A 13,599-nucleotide genomic window follows, 5' to 3' on the forward strand; every position below is an offset into this window, starting at 1 on the left:
GGTTGTGCCGGCGCTTCTCTGTCCCGGTAGTGCCGGCCGCTGGCCGGCAAACGCTCAGCGGTACAGGTGCCCGTACACCGCGTGGCCAATCTGGAACAGGCTGATCCCCAGCACCAGCACGCCGACGGCCACCAGCACCCAGCGCTCCTTCACCCGCTTGACCAGGATGGCGGCTACCGGCGCGGCCATCATGCCGCCGATCAGCAGGCCGGCGACGATCTGCAGGTGCTGCACCCCCATCGACAGCAGGAAGGTCGCCGACACCGTCAGCGTGACCACGAACTCCGCCGCATTGACCGTGCCGATCGTGGTGCGCGCCTGGCCACCCCGGGCGAGCAGGGTGGACGTGGCGATCGGCCCCCAGCCGCCGCCACCGCTGGCGTCGAGCAGGCCCGCGAAGAAGCCCAGCACCGGTACCCGGCGGATCTCGGCCTTGGGCATCCAGCGTCCGGCCGCGCGGGCGAGGATGATGATCGCCAGCACCAGCAGGTACAGGTAGATCAGTGGCCGGATGATCTCGCCCGGGATCTGCGTGAGCACGTACGCGCCCACGGCACCGCCCACCGCGCCAGGCAGGGCCAGGCGCAGGAACAGGCGCTTATCGACATTCCCGGCTGCGAGGTGCGACACACCCGAGGCGCCAGTGGTGAACACTTCAGCGGTGTGGATGCTGGCGCTGACCTGCGCCGGGGGCAGGCCCATGCTCAGCATCACCGACGAAGACACCAGGCCGAACGCCATGCCCAGCGCGCCGTCGACCAGCTGTGCGCCCAGGCCGATGAGGATGAACCACCAGAATTCGCTGCTCAGTTCCATGCCCCGAGCCTAGCGCGCGAAGGAGTGCGGACCAAGGTCCGCACCCACCGGGTGCTCAACGGTCAACGGGTGCCGTACAGCACCACGGTCTTGCCACGGGCATGCAGCAGGCCGTCGGTCTGCAGCTTCTTCAGCACGCGGCCGGCCATTTCCCGCGAGCAGCCGACCAGGCGTGCCAGCTCCTGGCGGGAGACGCGCAGCTGGCTGCCCTGCGGATGGCTCATCGCCTCCGGTTCCTGCGCCAGGTCGTGCAGGGTGCGCACGATCCGGTCGGTAACGTCCAGGAATGCCAGGCGGCTGGCCTTGCGGCTGGTGTCGAGCAGGCGCTTGGAGATCTGCTGGCCCAGCGCGTACAGCAGGCGCGGGGCGTCGGCCGACAGCGGGCCGAGGAACAGCTGATGCAGGCGCTCGTAGCTGATTTCAGCCAGCTCGCAGGCGGTACGGGTCCGCAGGATCACCTCGCGGCGGTCCGATTCGACGAACAGGCCCATCTCGCCGACGAACTCGCCGGCACCGAAGTAGCCCAGCACAAGCTCGCGATCGTCATCTTCCTCGGCCATGATCGAAACCGAGCCGCTGATGACGTAATACAGGGTTCCCGCCGGGTCACCGGGTCGGAAGACGTCGGTACGGGTGGGATATCGCCGCCTGTGGCTGTGCGCCAGGAAACGATCGATTGTGGCGATATCCAGGGCCAGTGGACTGCTAGCTAGGCGCACGGTTGACACGATAGGGGCGCTCCCTCTGCGCATGAACGGATTCACGGGGTCGATAGCGGAGCTTAACCAGCGCAATTGTTAAGGGCAAACAGTGTGCCAGAACTCTTGCGTCTTCACGTTCCCCCCGGGGGCAGTTTGCCCCATAATTCCCCCTTTCCCTTCTTACACAGGAATCGACCGCCGTGGTCAAGCCGTTGCCTCGCCTGAGGCTGCAGGGTTTCAACAACCTCACCAAGGCGCTGAGCTTCAACATCTATGACGTGTGTTACGCGCGCACCGAAGAGGAGCGTCAGCGTTACATTGAATACATCGATGAAGAGTACAACGCCGACAGGCTGACTCAAATCTTGACCGATGTCGCCGAGATCATCGGCGCCAACATCCTGAACGTGGCCCGCCAGGACTACGACCCGCAGGGTGCCTCGGTGACCATCCTGATCTCCGAAGAGCCGGTGATCGACAAGAAGCAGGCCGGCAAGGAGCTGATTCCCGACGCCGTGGTCGCGCACATGGACAAAAGCCACATCACTGTCCATACCTACCCGGAAACCCATCCGCAGGAAGGCATCGCGACGTTCCGCGCGGACATCGACGTGGCCACCTGTGGCGTCATTTCGCCGCTGAAGGCCCTGAACTACCTGATCGAGAGCCTGGAATCGGACATCGTGATCATGGACTACCGTGTCCGTGGCTTCACCCGCGATGTGAAGGGCAAGAAGCATTACATCGATCACAAGATCAACTCGATCCAGAACTTCCTGGCCAAGAACATCAAGTCGCGTTACGAGATGTTCGACGTCAACGTCTACCAGGAAAACATCTTCCACACGAAGATGCACCTGAAGGACTTCGACCTGGACCAGTACCTGTTCGAGGAAAAGGCCAAGAACCTGTCGTTCAAGGAACGCATGAAGATCGAAGCGCTGCTCAAGCGCGAGATCGAAGAGCTGTTCCACGGCCGGAACCTGTCCGAGTAAGCCCCATGTGCGATGCCCGCAGGCATCGCCGCCCAGGCGGGACGACCCGCCCCGTGGAACCAGTGCCTCGCACGCGTTACAGTTCCACGGTGATGTACCGACCCACGGCCCGGTGTGAAAACACCGGGCCGTTTCGTTTTTCCCAAAAAGGTAAGGAGCCCCCACCCATGCCCTGGATCTATCTGCTGCTGGCCGGCCTGTTCGAGATCGGTTTCGCCCTCGGAATGAAGTACTCCGAAGGCTTCAGCAAACCCCTGCCCACCGTTGCCACGGTGGTGTCCGCCCTGATCAGCCTGTACCTGATGAGCCAGGCGATGAAGAGCATCCCGGTCGGCACCGCCTACGCGATCTGGACCGGCATCGGCGCCATGGGCGTGGCGGTGCTGGGCATCTATCTGTTCAACGACAGTGCGTCGCCGGCCCGCCTGGCCTGCGTGGGCCTGATCGTAGCCGGTGTGATCGGCCTGAAGCTGGTCTCGCCCAACTGATTGATGGCCCGACCAACGGTCGGGCCCCACCGTCGCCCCCCGCACCTCCTGGTAGGCCCGCACCGTTGGTGCGGGCGACCCTTCAAATGCGGTAGGCGATGGTCTTCATCACCCTGGAAGCCAGCGCCATCGCGCCCGGGATCGGGAACGGCAGGCGGCGTGCGCCGGCCTGTTCGGCGTGCTCCGCATGGCGGGCCTCGTCCTCCTTCATCACCTGGATGACCGCGCGGCTGCGCAGATCGCCGGCCGGCAGGTCGACCAGGTGCTCGTCCAGATGGGCTTCCACCTGGCGCTCGGTTTCAACCACGAAGCCCAGGTTCCAGCCGTCGCCGCGCAGACCCGCCAGGGTGCCGATGGTGTAGCTGCCGGCGTACCACAGCGGATTGAACAGGCTCGGGCGGCTGTCCAGTTCATCCAGCCGGGTCGCGCACCAGGCCAGGTGATCGGTCTCTTCCTGGGCCGCTTCCAGCAGGTGTTCACGGGTGGCCGGGTCGCGGGCCACGGCCGCCTGGCCGAAGTACAGGCCCTGTGCGCAGACCTCGCCGACATGGTTGATCCGCATCAGCCCCGCGGCGTGGCGGCGCTCGGCGCGGCCCATGCCCGGCTCGCCGGTGCCTGCGGCCGGGTAGGGGCGGGCCGCCGGAGGGTTGCCGAACACCGTGTCCAGGGCGCGCTGCGCCTCGGTCAGCAGGTGGTCCAGCGGGGTGGTCTGGCGGAGCACGGTCATGGCGGCACGCGGTGGGGCGGGAGACCCGCCGATTCTCGCCCGCCCCCGCTCCCCTGCCAACCCGGGGCAGGGCCAGCTTGCACCGAGGGCGTGACCTGCGTACAATCCCGCCTCTTGCGCTTCACCTTTCACAACGCGTGGCAGAGTTCCGGCGAGTCCTTCGCCGCAATGAGCCCGACCTAACCTAGAGTTCTTCATGAGCACTTTCACTGCCAAGAACGAGACCGTCCAGCGCGACTGGTACCTCGTCGACGCCGAGGGCAAGACCCTGGGCCGTCTCGCCACCGAGCTGGCCCGCCGTCTGCGCGGCAAGCACAAGCCGGTCTACACCCCCCACGTTGATACCGGCGACTACCTGGTCGTCATCAATGCAGAAAAGATTGCCGTCACCGGCAAGAAGCTGCAGGACAAGATGTATCACCGTTTCACCGGCTACATCGGCAACCTGAAGACCGAGTCCCTGGCCCAGGCGCTGGAGCGCCACCCGGAGCGCGTGATCGAGATCGCCGTGAAGGGCATGCTGCCGAAGGGCCCGCTGGGTCGCCAGATGTACCGCAAGCTCAAGGTCTACGCCGGCACTGAGCATCCGCACGCCGCACAGCAGCCGCAGGTTCTGGATATCTAATCATGGCTATCACTCAAAACTACGGCACTGGCCGCCGCAAGTCCTCCACCGCTCGCGTGTTCCTGCGCAAGGGTTCGGGCAACATCACCGTCAATGGTCGTCCGCTGGACGAGTTCTTCGGTCGTGAGACCGCGCGCATGATCGTGCGCCAGCCGCTCGAGCTGACCAAGAACACCGAAAGCTTCGACATCCTGGTCACCGCCGCTGGCGGCGGCACCACCGGCCAGGCCGGTGCGATCCGCCTGGGCATCGCCCGTGCGCTGGTCGAGTACGACGAAACCCTGAAGTCCGAGCTGCGCAAGGCCGGCTTCATGACCCGTGACGCCCGTGAAGTCGAGCGTAAGAAGGTCGGTCTGCACAAGGCCCGCCGCGCCACCCAGTTCTCCAAGCGCTGATCTACCGCGCCTGGTTGGGCTCCTGCGGGAGCCCGCTGGTTGGAAAGGCAAAAGCCCGGCTTCGGCCGGGCTTTTGTCGTTTTGGAGTCAGGCATTTCGTGGTTGCCGGCCAGCGGCCGGCACTACCCGGGGTTTCGCATCTCGGAAGGGGTGGGGTCAGAGCCTTTTCCTTTGGAAAAGGATCCGACCCCGGGCCTCTCTCTGGAGAAGAGCCCCCTTGATGTTCAAGGGGGCGCGCCGACAGGCGCGGGGATAAGGTGGGATGCGCGACCAAATTAAAAGCAAAAGGCCAGATCTTTCGATCTGGCCTTTTGCTTTTAATTTGGCTGCCCCGGATGGATTCGAACCACCGAATGCCTGAGTCAGAGTCAGGTGCCTTACCGCTTGGCGACGGGGCAAAACGTGCAACTATTTTCTCACTTTTCACACTGAAAAACAACTTGATTTTCAGTGTGGTGGCTATGGGTGGACTCGAACCACCGACCCCAGCATTATGAGTGCTGTGCTCTAACCGGCTGAGCTACATAGCCTTGGTGAGCCCGCTATTCTGCGGATGTGTATCGACCCTGTCAACACTTTTGTGTCGTGCTTGTGGGCCGACAGAGGGCATGGGATAGTCCCGACCAGTAGATTTTCTTAGGAGTCCGCATCGTGATCGATCCGGACGGCTATCGACCGAACGTCGGCATCGTGCTGATGCGGCAGGACGGCCAGGTGTTCTGGGCACGACGCGTGCGCCGGGATGGCTGGCAGTTCCCGCAGGGTGGCATGAACACCGACGAGACGCCTGTCGAGGCCATGTATCGTGAACTGCAGGAAGAGACCGGCCTGCTGCCTGAGCATGTGGAAGTGCTCGGGGCCACGCCCGGCTGGCTGCGCTACAAGCTGCCGGCGCGGGCCATCCGCCGCAACGAGCGGCAGGTCTGCATCGGCCAGAAACAGGTCTGGTTCCTGCTGCGCCTGACCGGCGACGAATCCCACGTGACGCTGGACCACACCGACTCGCCCGAGTTCGACCACTGGCGCTGGGTCGACTTCTGGTACCCGGTAGAGCACGTGGTGATGTTCAAACGCGGCGTCTATGCGCGTGCCCTGCGACACCTGGCGCCACTGGCGCGCGGCGTGGCCGGGCAGGGCGTCACCGCCATGCCCAAGAGCGCCGCCGAGGCCTGGATGCCGGGCCACACCGCCGGGCACGACCGCCCGCGCAAGCGCCCGCGGACCCGAGGGTACTGGCCGAAGAAGGTCACGGGCGACGGCCCGGCCAGCTGACCGGCTGAACGGTATCGAGAATGGTTCAGGTCTCTGATTGACAACCATTCTCGTTTCCATTGGAATAGCCACCAGGCCGCTTGTGGCCTGTCAGCCCGGTTCCCGCCTGTGTACGTCTGCATCTGCAACGGAGTCACCGACCACCAGATCCGCGAAGCCGCCAGCCATGGCGTCAGCACGGTGGCCGAACTGACCATGCGTACCGGTTGTGGTGCCACCTGCGGTTCCTGCCTGGACATGGCCGGCGACCTGCTGGCCAAGGCACGTGCGACCCACGATCTGCCGCTGCCGGTATTGGGCCTGGCGCAGGTCGCCTGATCGCCTGATCGCCTTTTCGCGGCGCGTTGACGCCGCGCTTTCGCATCCTTCACCTTCGGCCGCGCAGGCCAATGCGCACGATTCGCGTTCCTTCACGAGCGCACGCGAGGCGTTAAAGTGCCTGCGTTTTCAGCGTGCAGGAGCACCCCCATGAAGGGCGACACCAAGGTCATCGAATTCCTCAACAAGGTCCTCTACAACGAGCTGACCGCGATCAACCAGTACTTCCTGCACGCCAAGATGCTGAAGAACTGGGGCATCAAGGAACTGGCCGAACACGAGTACAAGGAATCGATCGACGAGATGAAGCATGCCGACATGCTCGCCGACCGCATCCTGTTCCTTGAAGGACTGCCGAATTTCCAGGCGTTGGGCAAGCTGCGCATCGGCGAGAACCCGACCGAGATCCTGCAGTGCGACCTGTCGCTGGAACGCGATGGCGTGGTCACCCTGCGCGAGGCCGTGGCCTATTCCGATTCGGTTGGCGACTACGTCAGCCGCCAGCTGTTCGTGAAGATCCTCGATTCGGAAGAGGAGCACATCGACTGGCTGGAAACCCAGCTGGACCTGATCGAGCGTATCGGCGAGCCGAAGTACCTGCTGAGCAAGCTGGAAGAGTGAGTCAGCTGCCCTGGCCGGCGCGGTGCTGTGCCAGGTAGCCCGTCAGTGCAACGCGCGCCCGGGCGAATTCCGCAACCAGCAGCGCCACCGCCACCGCGGGGCGCTGCAGGCTGCCACTACGGGCTTCGTGCTCGATCCGCTGCGCGATCGCCGACAGCGACAATGCGCCGACGTTTGCACTCGATGACTTCAGGCTGTGCGCTGTGGCCTGCAAGCGCAGCTCATCGCCGTTCTGCGCGGCCAGCTGCAACTGCTGCACCATCACCGGCGCATCTTCAAGAAAGACCAAGACGATCTGGGTGGCAGCGTCGCCGATCACGGTGTGCAGTTCATCCAGCACGTCGCGGTCGATCACCGGTTTCGGCGCGGCTTGGCTTGTCGTCTCCTGTAGAGCCGAGCCATGCTCGGCTGATGGTGTGGGAGTGCCACTGGCCGTCAGCCGAGCATGGCTCGGCTCTACAGACGGCTCCACAGAAAATTGTCCAGGTGATGCAGCTTTGCCGCCACCCCAACGCAGCAGCAGCGCATGCAGCGTGGCGCGCGCGATCGGCTTGGACAGGTAATCGTCCATGCCCGCCTGCAGGCAGCGCTCGCGGTCACCGGCCATGGCGTTGGCGGTCATGGCGATGATCGGCAGGCGCGCGCGCCCGGTCTCCACTTCTTCGGCGCGCCAGCGGCGCGTGGCGGCGTAGCCGTCCAGCACCGGCATCTGGCAATCCATCAACACGATGTCCACGCCGCCTTCGCGGAGGGCGGCCAGCGCCTGCTCGCCATCGGCGGCGTTGCGCACTTCGCACTGGAACACGCGCAGCAGTTGTTCGGCGACCATCCGGTTGACGGTATTGTCCTCCACCAGCAGCACACGCAGATGCAACGGCGGCAGCGTGGCAGCCGGTTGCTCGTTGTCCGCGCTGGCCAGCAGCGCAGCGGGGCGGGCGGGGGCGACCGGTGCAGCCAGCAGTGCATGCAGGGCCGCATCGTCGAAGTGCGGGGGCAGCTGGCGCTGGCGCTGGCGTTGTGGAAGTGCGCCCTCCTGCAGCCACAGCACCTGCAGCGCATCGTCGTCACCACGTTCACTCAGCGCCAGCTGCAGCGTGGCCTCACCGTTGCGGCGTGCGCGGGCATCGACCAGCAGCCATGCCGGTGCCGGTTGTCCGGGCCGCGCGGGAGCGCGCAGGCGCTCGACCACGGCATCCAGCTGTGCCAGCACCTGCACCTGCAGCCCATGGTGGGCGGCGATGCGCTCGATACGTGCCTGCAGCGTTGCATCGGCACTGAACAGCAGCAGCGGTGCCGGTGCGCGCGCCATCGCCGGCAGGTCGCCAGCGACCTTCAGCAGCGGGATCTCGAACCAGAAGGTTGCGCCCTGGCCCGGCGTGGAGTGCACGCCGATGTGCCCGTGCATCAGGTCGATGATGCGCTTGCAGATGGCCAGGCCCAGGCCGGTGCCGCCATAGATGCGGGTGGTGGATGCGTCGGCCTGGCTGAAGGACTGGAACAGGCGTGCCTGCAGCGCGTCGTCGATGCCGATGCCGGTATCGATGATCTCGAAGCGCAGCTGGTGCTGCGCGGCACTTTCACCCAGGCGCAGCACGCGCAGCTGCACCTGGCCGCGGGCGGTGAACTTGATGGCGTTGGCCAGCAGGTTGCTCAGCACCTGGCGCAGGCGCACCGGGTCGCCGCGCACCGGCAGGCGCACCGATGGATCCAGTTGCAGGCCCAGGGCCAGGCCCTTGGCGTCGGCGGCCCGCTGCATCAGCTGTACCACGCCATCGAGCAGGTCGCGCAGGTTGAAGCTGGTGATCTCCAGTTCCAGCGCCTGCGCTTCCAGCCGGGAGTAGTCGAGGATGTCGTCGACGATGCGCAGCAGCTGTTGCGAACTGGCCGAGGCGGTGGCCAGCATCTGCCGCTGGTCTTCGCCCAGCGGCCCGCGTGCGATCAGCTCCAGCATCGGCAGGATGCCGTTGAGCGGGGTGCGGATCTCGTGGCTCATCGTGGCCAGGAACTCGCCCTTGGCCAGCACGGCCGCCTCGGCGGCCTGCTTGGCCTGCAGCAGCTGTTGCTCCAGCTGGCCCTGGCGTTCGGTGGTATGGCGAAGTTGGTCGCGTTCGGCGGCCAGCGCACTGTGCGTGCGCTGCAGCTGGGCCAGCGCATGGTTGCGCGCGCGCAGGCGCAGGCCCAACAGCAGCAGCGCGATGGCGGCCGCAGCAAGGGCAACCAGCAGCACGCCCCACAGCGGCACGTCAGAGCACCGCGTTGTGGAAGTCGAAGTTCAGGTCGCTGCCGGCCGACTGCACCATGTTGCCTTGGATGTAGTCGACGCCGCCTACCCACATCGCCGCTGCAGCCTGCGGATCCTCGATCTGCTGGCCGATGATCTGCAGTCCGGCGGCATGGGCCTGTTCGATCGTCTTGCGCAGCGCCTCGCGCGTGGCCGGATTGGAATGGCTGCTGGAGAAGCGCGCAGCCATGCGCACGAACGACAGCGGCAGCTGGGTCAGCAGTGCATCGGCCTCGCCGCTGGGTTCGAACTGGCTCAGGCAGAAGCGCACCCCTGCGCTGGCCATGCGCTGGCAGAACTGCTGCAGCGGCACGGTGTGGATCAGTGCGTCGGGCAGGCGCACGTCGATCACCAGCGCACTGCCAGGCAGGTCACGCTGCTGCAGTGATTCCAGCAGCCAGTCGGCGAAGGCATCGCGCTGCAGGGTGCGCAGCGACTGCGAGACGAACAGGCTCAGCGGCTGCGTTGCGTGCCGGTACAGATCCAGCAGGCCCAGTGCGTGGTCCATCACCTGCTGGTCGAGGTCGGCGATGCGCCCGGCGGCTTCCGCGGCGGGGATCACCTGGCCGGCCGCCAGCACCGTGCCATCGGCCTGGCGCAGGCGCAGCAGCAACTGGTATTGCGCGGTGTTGCCGCCTGCCACGGCGACGATCGGCTGGTAGGCCAGTTCCAGCTGGCCCTCCAGCAGCGCCAGGTGTTCCTGTTCGGTGACCGCCTGGCGATGCACATGGCCTGCCACGCCGGCGCTGAGCAGGCGCGCCTGCAGGGTGGTGCGCTCAACCGCTTCCAGCGCACTGCTGGCATCCTCGAAGCCCGGCGACAGCGGCGCATAACCGACCACGCCGCGCAGATGCACGGATTCGTCGTCGCGGATCACGAAGGCGCGGGCCGACAGCTGCTCGCGCAGGCTCGCGGCGATGCCTTCGAGGGCGTCCTCGTCGGCGTTGCGGGCCAGCAGCAGGAAGCTGTTGTCGTTCAGCCGCGCCAGCAGGTGCGGATGGCCGGCTTCGGCCAGGCGCTGCCCGGCCTGCACCATCAGCCGTTCAAACGCGGCATAGCCATAGCGTTCGCGCAGGCCCAGCGCACTGGCCACTTCGATGAAGAACACGCCGCCCCGGTCGCGGTGGGCGAGTGCGGTGTTGAGCTGCTGCAGCACATGGTGGCGCGTCGGCAGGCCGGTTTCCGGATTGCTGGTGGCCGGTGCGCCGGTGGCGCCCGGCAGGGTCGCGGCCTGGGCACGTGCGCGGCGGATGCGGTTGGCCACCGCTGCGATCAGGTGGCGCGGCCGGATCGGCTTGCTCAGGTAGTCGTCGGCGCCGCTGTCGAGCACTTCGAACTGGCGCTCTGGATCCGGATCGCCGCTGAGGAACACGATCGGCAGCAGCTGCAGGCCGGGCTGCTGGCGGATCAGCGCGGTCAGGCGCATGCCGTCCAGCCCGGGCAGGTGCAGATCCATCAGGATCAGGTCGGGGCGGTGCTCCTTGATCGCCTGCAGCGCGGCATCGGCATCGCTGTGCACGATCGCCTGCATGCCGGCGCCGTGCAGCACGCTCTGCGCGAACAGCGCCTGGGCGCGATCGTCTTCAACGATCAGCACGCGGTAGGGCGAGTCCGAGGGCGGCGGGGCCAGATCGTTGTTGCCGGCTTCGGCCAGTGCGATCGGGCCGGGCAGCGGCGGCGGTGCGCTGTTGACCGGCGCCGGGGTATCGGTCGCGATGGGCGGCGGGGTCGCAGCCGTCGGTGCGGCCACAGCGGGGCCTGCCGCCTCGGGCGCCCAGCGCTGCCAATGATCGGCCGGAGGGGTTTCAGCGCGTCCCGGGCGGGCGCCCGCGGGGGATTCGTTTGCGGCCATCGGTGCTCCTGGTGTTCGCGTCCATTATGCGACAAGCCCGGTGCTCAACCGGTACTGCTGTGCCCCGGCGGTGCTGCCGATGCACCGCGCGCCAGCCAGCGCACGCCCTTCCACAGCGCGCGCCAGACCAGCCACACCAGCAGCGCGCCGGCCAGGCTGCAGGCCAGCACCACCACCAGCGCGATCCACGGGTGTGCCAGGGCCAGCGCCAGGCCACCGACTACCACGGTGTCCTCGGCGGCGGAGGCGACCCAGTTGCTGGCCGGTTCCGGCGAGGTATTGAGCAGCGCGCGGGTACCGGCCTTCAGGCCGTGGCTGGCGAGGGCGACGCCGGCACCGGCGGCGAGTGCGCCGGCGCCGAGCTGACCGTCCGGCGACAGGGTAGCCGCTGCGAGGAACGCGCCGGCCGGCACGCGTGCGAGCGTCTGCACCAGGTCCCAGACCGAGTCCACGCCGGGAATCTTGTCGGCGAAGAACTCGGCGATGGCCAGCGCCGCCGACGTGCCCAGCACCCACCAGGATTCGGTGGCCTGCAGAGCGGGCGGCAGGTCGACCCAGCCGAGCAGGCCGGCAAGGCCGACGCCGAACACGGTGAGGTAGACGCGGATGCCGGCCAGCCAGGCCAGCAGGATGCCGATCACGAACAGGTGGGCTTCGGTCATGGCGATGCTCCGGCGACGGAACTGTGCAGGGGACCACACTATCGACGATGGCATGCCTGAACGCCACAGACCGTGGCCGGCCACGGCGCAGGAAACCCACCCGTCCTGTCATACACTAGCCCGTCGTTTGCCACAGGGGCCGTACCGGTGTCGCCCTCGCGATACCCCGGAAACCACCCATGACCAACCGTCCTCCCATGCGCGTGCAGGTACGCCTGCCCGGCGCGCCGCAACCGCCGGCCGACCGTCGCCGCCTGCTGGTGATCGGCGGCATCTGGCTGCTCAGCCTGGTGCTGGCGGTGCTGGGTGGCTGCTGGATGGCCACGCCACGCGATGCCCAGGGCCAGCGCCTGCAGGCTGCCGAGAAGCGCGCCGAGACGCTGCAGGCGCAGCTGACCGAGCTGCGCCAGAAGCAGGCCACGCTGGAAGCCTCCGACCGCATCAGCCGCGCCGCCAATAACGAGGTGCAGTCCTCGCTGGCCGAGCGCGATGAGGAAATCGCCGGCCTGCGCGCCGACGTTGCCTTCTATGAGCGCCTGGTGGGTTCGACCAGCCAGCGCAAGGGCCTGAACACCCATTCGATCGAGTTCAGCCCGGAAGCGGCCGGCACCTGGCAGTACACCGCCGTGCTGACCCAGAACCTCAACCGCGGCGCCATCAGCCAGGGGCAGATGCGCTTCACCGTGGAAGGCGTGAAGAACGGCAAGCTGGCCACGATCAGCTGGGATGATCTGCACCAGCGCAGCAAGGTGCCGGGACAGGATTACTCGTTCCGGTACTTCCAGCAGCTCACCGGCAGCGTGATGCTGCCGGCTGACTTCACCCCGCAACGCGTGCGGGTGACATTGGGGAGTGGTACGGGGGGTACCACCCAGGTATTCGACTGGAAACAAGCCGGTGCGCCGGCCAGCAAAGGGGAGTAGGCAGATGTTCGGAAGCAGCAAATCCAACCGTGAAGGCCAGCTGGTGGTGGATGCCCTGATCGGCAACCAGGTGGTGATCCGCGGTGATGTGGAATTCAGTGGTGGCCTGTATGTGGAAGGTCGCATCCACGGCAAGGTGATCGCCACCGAAGGCGCCAGCGGCGCGACCCTGACGGTCGCCGAGCATGGCGTGATCGAGGGTGAGATCCGGGCCCAGGTGGTGGTCATCAGCGGCCGTCTGGACGGCGATGTACACGCCACCGAGAAGGTCGAGCTGACCCCCAGCGCACGGGTCAATGGCAACGTCCATTACCAGGTGGTGGAGATGAATGCGGGCGCCCAGCTGAACGGCCGCCTGATCCATGCCAGCGCCCCGATGGCGGCCCTGCCGGCGCCGGAAGGCGATGAGGCCAATGGCAGCAAGGGCGACACCGCCGCACGCCGCAAGCTGGCCGAGGCGATGGCTTGAAAGCCATCCCCGGCACCCCCATGCTGGCACCATGAGCACGCTAGTCTCCCTGCCCGGCGCCACCCCGGTTGCCGCGCCCGATTACCAATCGCTGGAGCGCCCGCTGAACTTCACCGAGTCGGCGGCCGCCAAGGTCAAATCCCTGATCCAGGAAGAGGGCAACCCCGACCTGGCCCTGCGTGTGTACATCGAGGGCGGCGGCTGTTCGGGCTTCCAGTACGGGTTCGAGTTCGACGAGAACCGTGCCGAGGATGACCTGGCGGTACAGACCAGCGGGGTGACCCTGCTGGTCGACCCGCTGAGCCTGCAGTACCTGATGGGCGCCGAGGTGGACTACACCGAGAGCCTGACCGGTGCCCAGTTCGTGATCCGCAACCCGAACGCAAAGACCACCTGCGGCTGCGGCAGCAGCTTCAGCATGTAAGAGGCCTGTGGCCGGAATGTGCCAACCAGG

At 66.6% G+C, this 13,599-nt stretch carries 16 protein-coding genes and 2 tRNA genes; 10 read left to right on the forward strand and 8 right to left on the reverse strand.

What is annotated here, in order from left to right; genetic code table 11:
• Positions 1–54: 54 nt before the first annotated feature.
• Positions 55–816, reverse strand: coding sequence for a sulfite exporter TauE/SafE family protein (locus tag E5790_RS11750; protein ID WP_111205886.1), 762 nt, complete (start codon positions 814–816; stop codon positions 55–57).
• Between the two features lie 62 nt (positions 817–878).
• Complete coding sequence (crp, locus tag E5790_RS11755; RefSeq protein ID WP_010482649.1) at positions 879–1,568, reverse strand: cAMP-activated global transcriptional regulator CRP; 690 nt, start codon at positions 1,566–1,568, stop codon at positions 879–881.
• Positions 1,569–1,717: 149 nt separating this feature from the next.
• On the opposite strand from crp, the gene speD reads away from it, so the two are divergent.
• Both speD and sugE read left to right on the forward strand, forming a co-directional pair.
• Positions 1,718–2,512 carry an adenosylmethionine decarboxylase gene (gene speD, locus E5790_RS11760; RefSeq protein ID WP_014648662.1) on the forward strand — a complete coding sequence of 265 codons (795 nt, stop codon included), beginning with the start codon at positions 1,718–1,720 and terminating at the stop codon, positions 2,510–2,512.
• 167 nt (positions 2,513–2,679) lie between these two features.
• Positions 2,680–3,000, forward strand: a complete 321-nt coding sequence (sugE, locus tag E5790_RS11765) for a quaternary ammonium compound efflux SMR transporter SugE (RefSeq protein WP_005419816.1) — start codon at positions 2,680–2,682, stop codon at positions 2,998–3,000.
• 82 nt (positions 3,001–3,082) lie between these two features.
• Here sugE and coq7 read toward each other — a convergent pair whose 3' ends face one another.
• On the reverse strand, positions 3,083–3,727 hold the full coding sequence (gene coq7, locus E5790_RS11770; RefSeq protein WP_049440046.1) for a 2-polyprenyl-3-methyl-6-methoxy-1,4-benzoquinone monooxygenase: 645 nt from the start codon (positions 3,725–3,727) through the stop codon (positions 3,083–3,085).
• 196 nt (positions 3,728–3,923) lie between these two features.
• Here coq7 and rplM point away from each other — a divergent pair, with 196 nt between their 5' ends.
• The gene (gene rplM, locus E5790_RS11775) at positions 3,924–4,352 is read left to right on the forward strand and encodes a 50S ribosomal protein L13 (protein WP_005414692.1); all 429 of its coding nucleotides are present in this window, start codon (positions 3,924–3,926) and stop codon (positions 4,350–4,352) included.
• Between the two features lie 2 nt (positions 4,353–4,354).
• The gene (gene rpsI, locus E5790_RS11780) at positions 4,355–4,747 is read left to right on the forward strand and encodes a 30S ribosomal protein S9 (RefSeq protein WP_005411311.1); all 393 of its coding nucleotides are present in this window, start codon (positions 4,355–4,357) and stop codon (positions 4,745–4,747) included.
• A 323-nt stretch (positions 4,748–5,070) separates the two neighbouring features.
• Here rpsI and E5790_RS11785 read toward each other — a convergent pair.
• Together E5790_RS11785 and E5790_RS11790 are read right to left on the reverse strand one after the other, a co-directional pair.
• Positions 5,071–5,145 (reverse strand) — tRNA-Gln (locus E5790_RS11785).
• A 55-nt stretch (positions 5,146–5,200) separates the two neighbouring features.
• Positions 5,201–5,277 (reverse strand) — tRNA-Met (locus tag E5790_RS11790).
• Positions 5,278–5,398: 121 nt separating this feature from the next.
• On the opposite strand from E5790_RS11790, the gene E5790_RS11795 reads away from it, so the two are divergent.
• The 3 genes from E5790_RS11795 to bfr all read left to right on the forward strand — a co-directional run bounded on the left by E5790_RS11795 (position 5,399) and on the right by bfr (position 6,958).
• Entirely contained in the window at positions 5,399–6,019 is a 621-nt protein-coding gene (locus E5790_RS11795; RefSeq protein WP_014648660.1) for an RNA pyrophosphohydrolase, read from the forward strand.
• A gap of 108 nt (positions 6,020–6,127) precedes the next feature.
• The gene (locus E5790_RS11800; protein WP_005411309.1) at positions 6,128–6,337 is read left to right on the forward strand and encodes a bacterioferritin-associated ferredoxin; all 210 of its coding nucleotides are present in this window, start codon (positions 6,128–6,130) and stop codon (positions 6,335–6,337) included.
• A gap of 150 nt (positions 6,338–6,487) precedes the next feature.
• Complete coding sequence (gene bfr, locus E5790_RS11805; RefSeq protein ID WP_005419804.1) at positions 6,488–6,958, forward strand: bacterioferritin; 471 nt, start codon at positions 6,488–6,490, stop codon at positions 6,956–6,958.
• A gap of 1 nt (position 6,959) precedes the next feature.
• Here the strand turns inward: bfr and E5790_RS11810 are convergent, their stop codons facing one another.
• The 3 genes from E5790_RS11810 to E5790_RS11820 are packed head-to-tail and all read right to left on the reverse strand — an operon-like array spanning position 6,960 to position 11,753.
• Positions 6,960–9,200, reverse strand: coding sequence for an ATP-binding protein (locus E5790_RS11810; RefSeq protein ID WP_111205887.1), 2,241 nt, complete (start codon positions 9,198–9,200; stop codon positions 6,960–6,962).
• Position 9,201: 1 nt separating this feature from the next.
• A complete protein-coding gene (locus tag E5790_RS11815; RefSeq protein ID WP_111205888.1) occupies positions 9,202–11,091 on the reverse strand; it encodes an EAL domain-containing protein in 1,890 nt (629 codons plus the stop codon).
• 44 nt (positions 11,092–11,135) lie between these two features.
• Positions 11,136–11,753, reverse strand: a complete 618-nt coding sequence (locus E5790_RS11820; protein WP_014648657.1) for a DUF4126 domain-containing protein — start codon at positions 11,751–11,753, stop codon at positions 11,136–11,138.
• A gap of 179 nt (positions 11,754–11,932) precedes the next feature.
• On the opposite strand from E5790_RS11820, the gene E5790_RS11825 reads away from it, so the two are divergent.
• Genes E5790_RS11825 through erpA form a run of 3 tightly spaced genes read left to right on the forward strand, consistent with a single transcriptional unit; the run spans position 11,933 to position 13,569 of the window.
• Positions 11,933–12,676, forward strand: coding sequence for a DUF6776 family protein (locus E5790_RS11825; RefSeq protein WP_032956752.1), 744 nt, complete (start codon positions 11,933–11,935; stop codon positions 12,674–12,676).
• Between the two features lie 4 nt (positions 12,677–12,680).
• The gene (locus E5790_RS11830) at positions 12,681–13,145 is read left to right on the forward strand and encodes a polymer-forming cytoskeletal protein (protein ID WP_049440055.1); all 465 of its coding nucleotides are present in this window, start codon (positions 12,681–12,683) and stop codon (positions 13,143–13,145) included.
• A gap of 31 nt (positions 13,146–13,176) precedes the next feature.
• Positions 13,177–13,569: an iron-sulfur cluster insertion protein ErpA gene (erpA, locus tag E5790_RS11835; RefSeq protein ID WP_005419789.1), complete on the forward strand. Its 393-nt coding sequence runs from the start codon at positions 13,177–13,179 to the stop codon at positions 13,567–13,569.
• Positions 13,570–13,599: the final 30 nt, after the last annotated feature.

The organism is Stenotrophomonas sp. PAMC25021 (genome assembly GCF_004795795.1).
Taxonomy (GTDB): Bacteria; Pseudomonadota; Gammaproteobacteria; order Xanthomonadales; family Xanthomonadaceae; genus Stenotrophomonas; species Stenotrophomonas muris.

Coding starts and splice junctions, on each gene's coding strand:
- E5790_RS11815 (WP_111205888.1), bottom strand. CDS start 11,091: ATGGCCGCAAACGAATCCCCCGCGGGCGCCCGCCCGGGACGCGCTGAA.
- bfr (WP_005419804.1), top strand. CDS start 6,488: ATGAAGGGCGACACCAAGGTCATCGAATTCCTCAACAAGGTCCTCTAC.
- rplM (WP_005414692.1), top strand. CDS start 3,924: ATGAGCACTTTCACTGCCAAGAACGAGACCGTCCAGCGCGACTGGTAC.
- sugE (WP_005419816.1), top strand. CDS start 2,680: ATGCCCTGGATCTATCTGCTGCTGGCCGGCCTGTTCGAGATCGGTTTC.
- E5790_RS11825 (WP_032956752.1), top strand. CDS start 11,933: ATGACCAACCGTCCTCCCATGCGCGTGCAGGTACGCCTGCCCGGCGCG.
- E5790_RS11820 (WP_014648657.1), bottom strand. CDS start 11,753: ATGACCGAAGCCCACCTGTTCGTGATCGGCATCCTGCTGGCCTGGCTG.
- E5790_RS11830 (WP_049440055.1), top strand. CDS start 12,681: ATGTTCGGAAGCAGCAAATCCAACCGTGAAGGCCAGCTGGTGGTGGAT.
- E5790_RS11750 (WP_111205886.1), bottom strand. CDS start 816: ATGGAACTGAGCAGCGAATTCTGGTGGTTCATCCTCATCGGCCTGGGC.
- crp (WP_010482649.1), bottom strand. CDS start 1,568: ATGCGCAGAGGGAGCGCCCCTATCGTGTCAACCGTGCGCCTAGCTAGC.
- erpA (WP_005419789.1), top strand. CDS start 13,177: ATGAGCACGCTAGTCTCCCTGCCCGGCGCCACCCCGGTTGCCGCGCCC.
- rpsI (WP_005411311.1), top strand. CDS start 4,355: ATGGCTATCACTCAAAACTACGGCACTGGCCGCCGCAAGTCCTCCACC.
- coq7 (WP_049440046.1), bottom strand. CDS start 3,727: ATGACCGTGCTCCGCCAGACCACCCCGCTGGACCACCTGCTGACCGAG.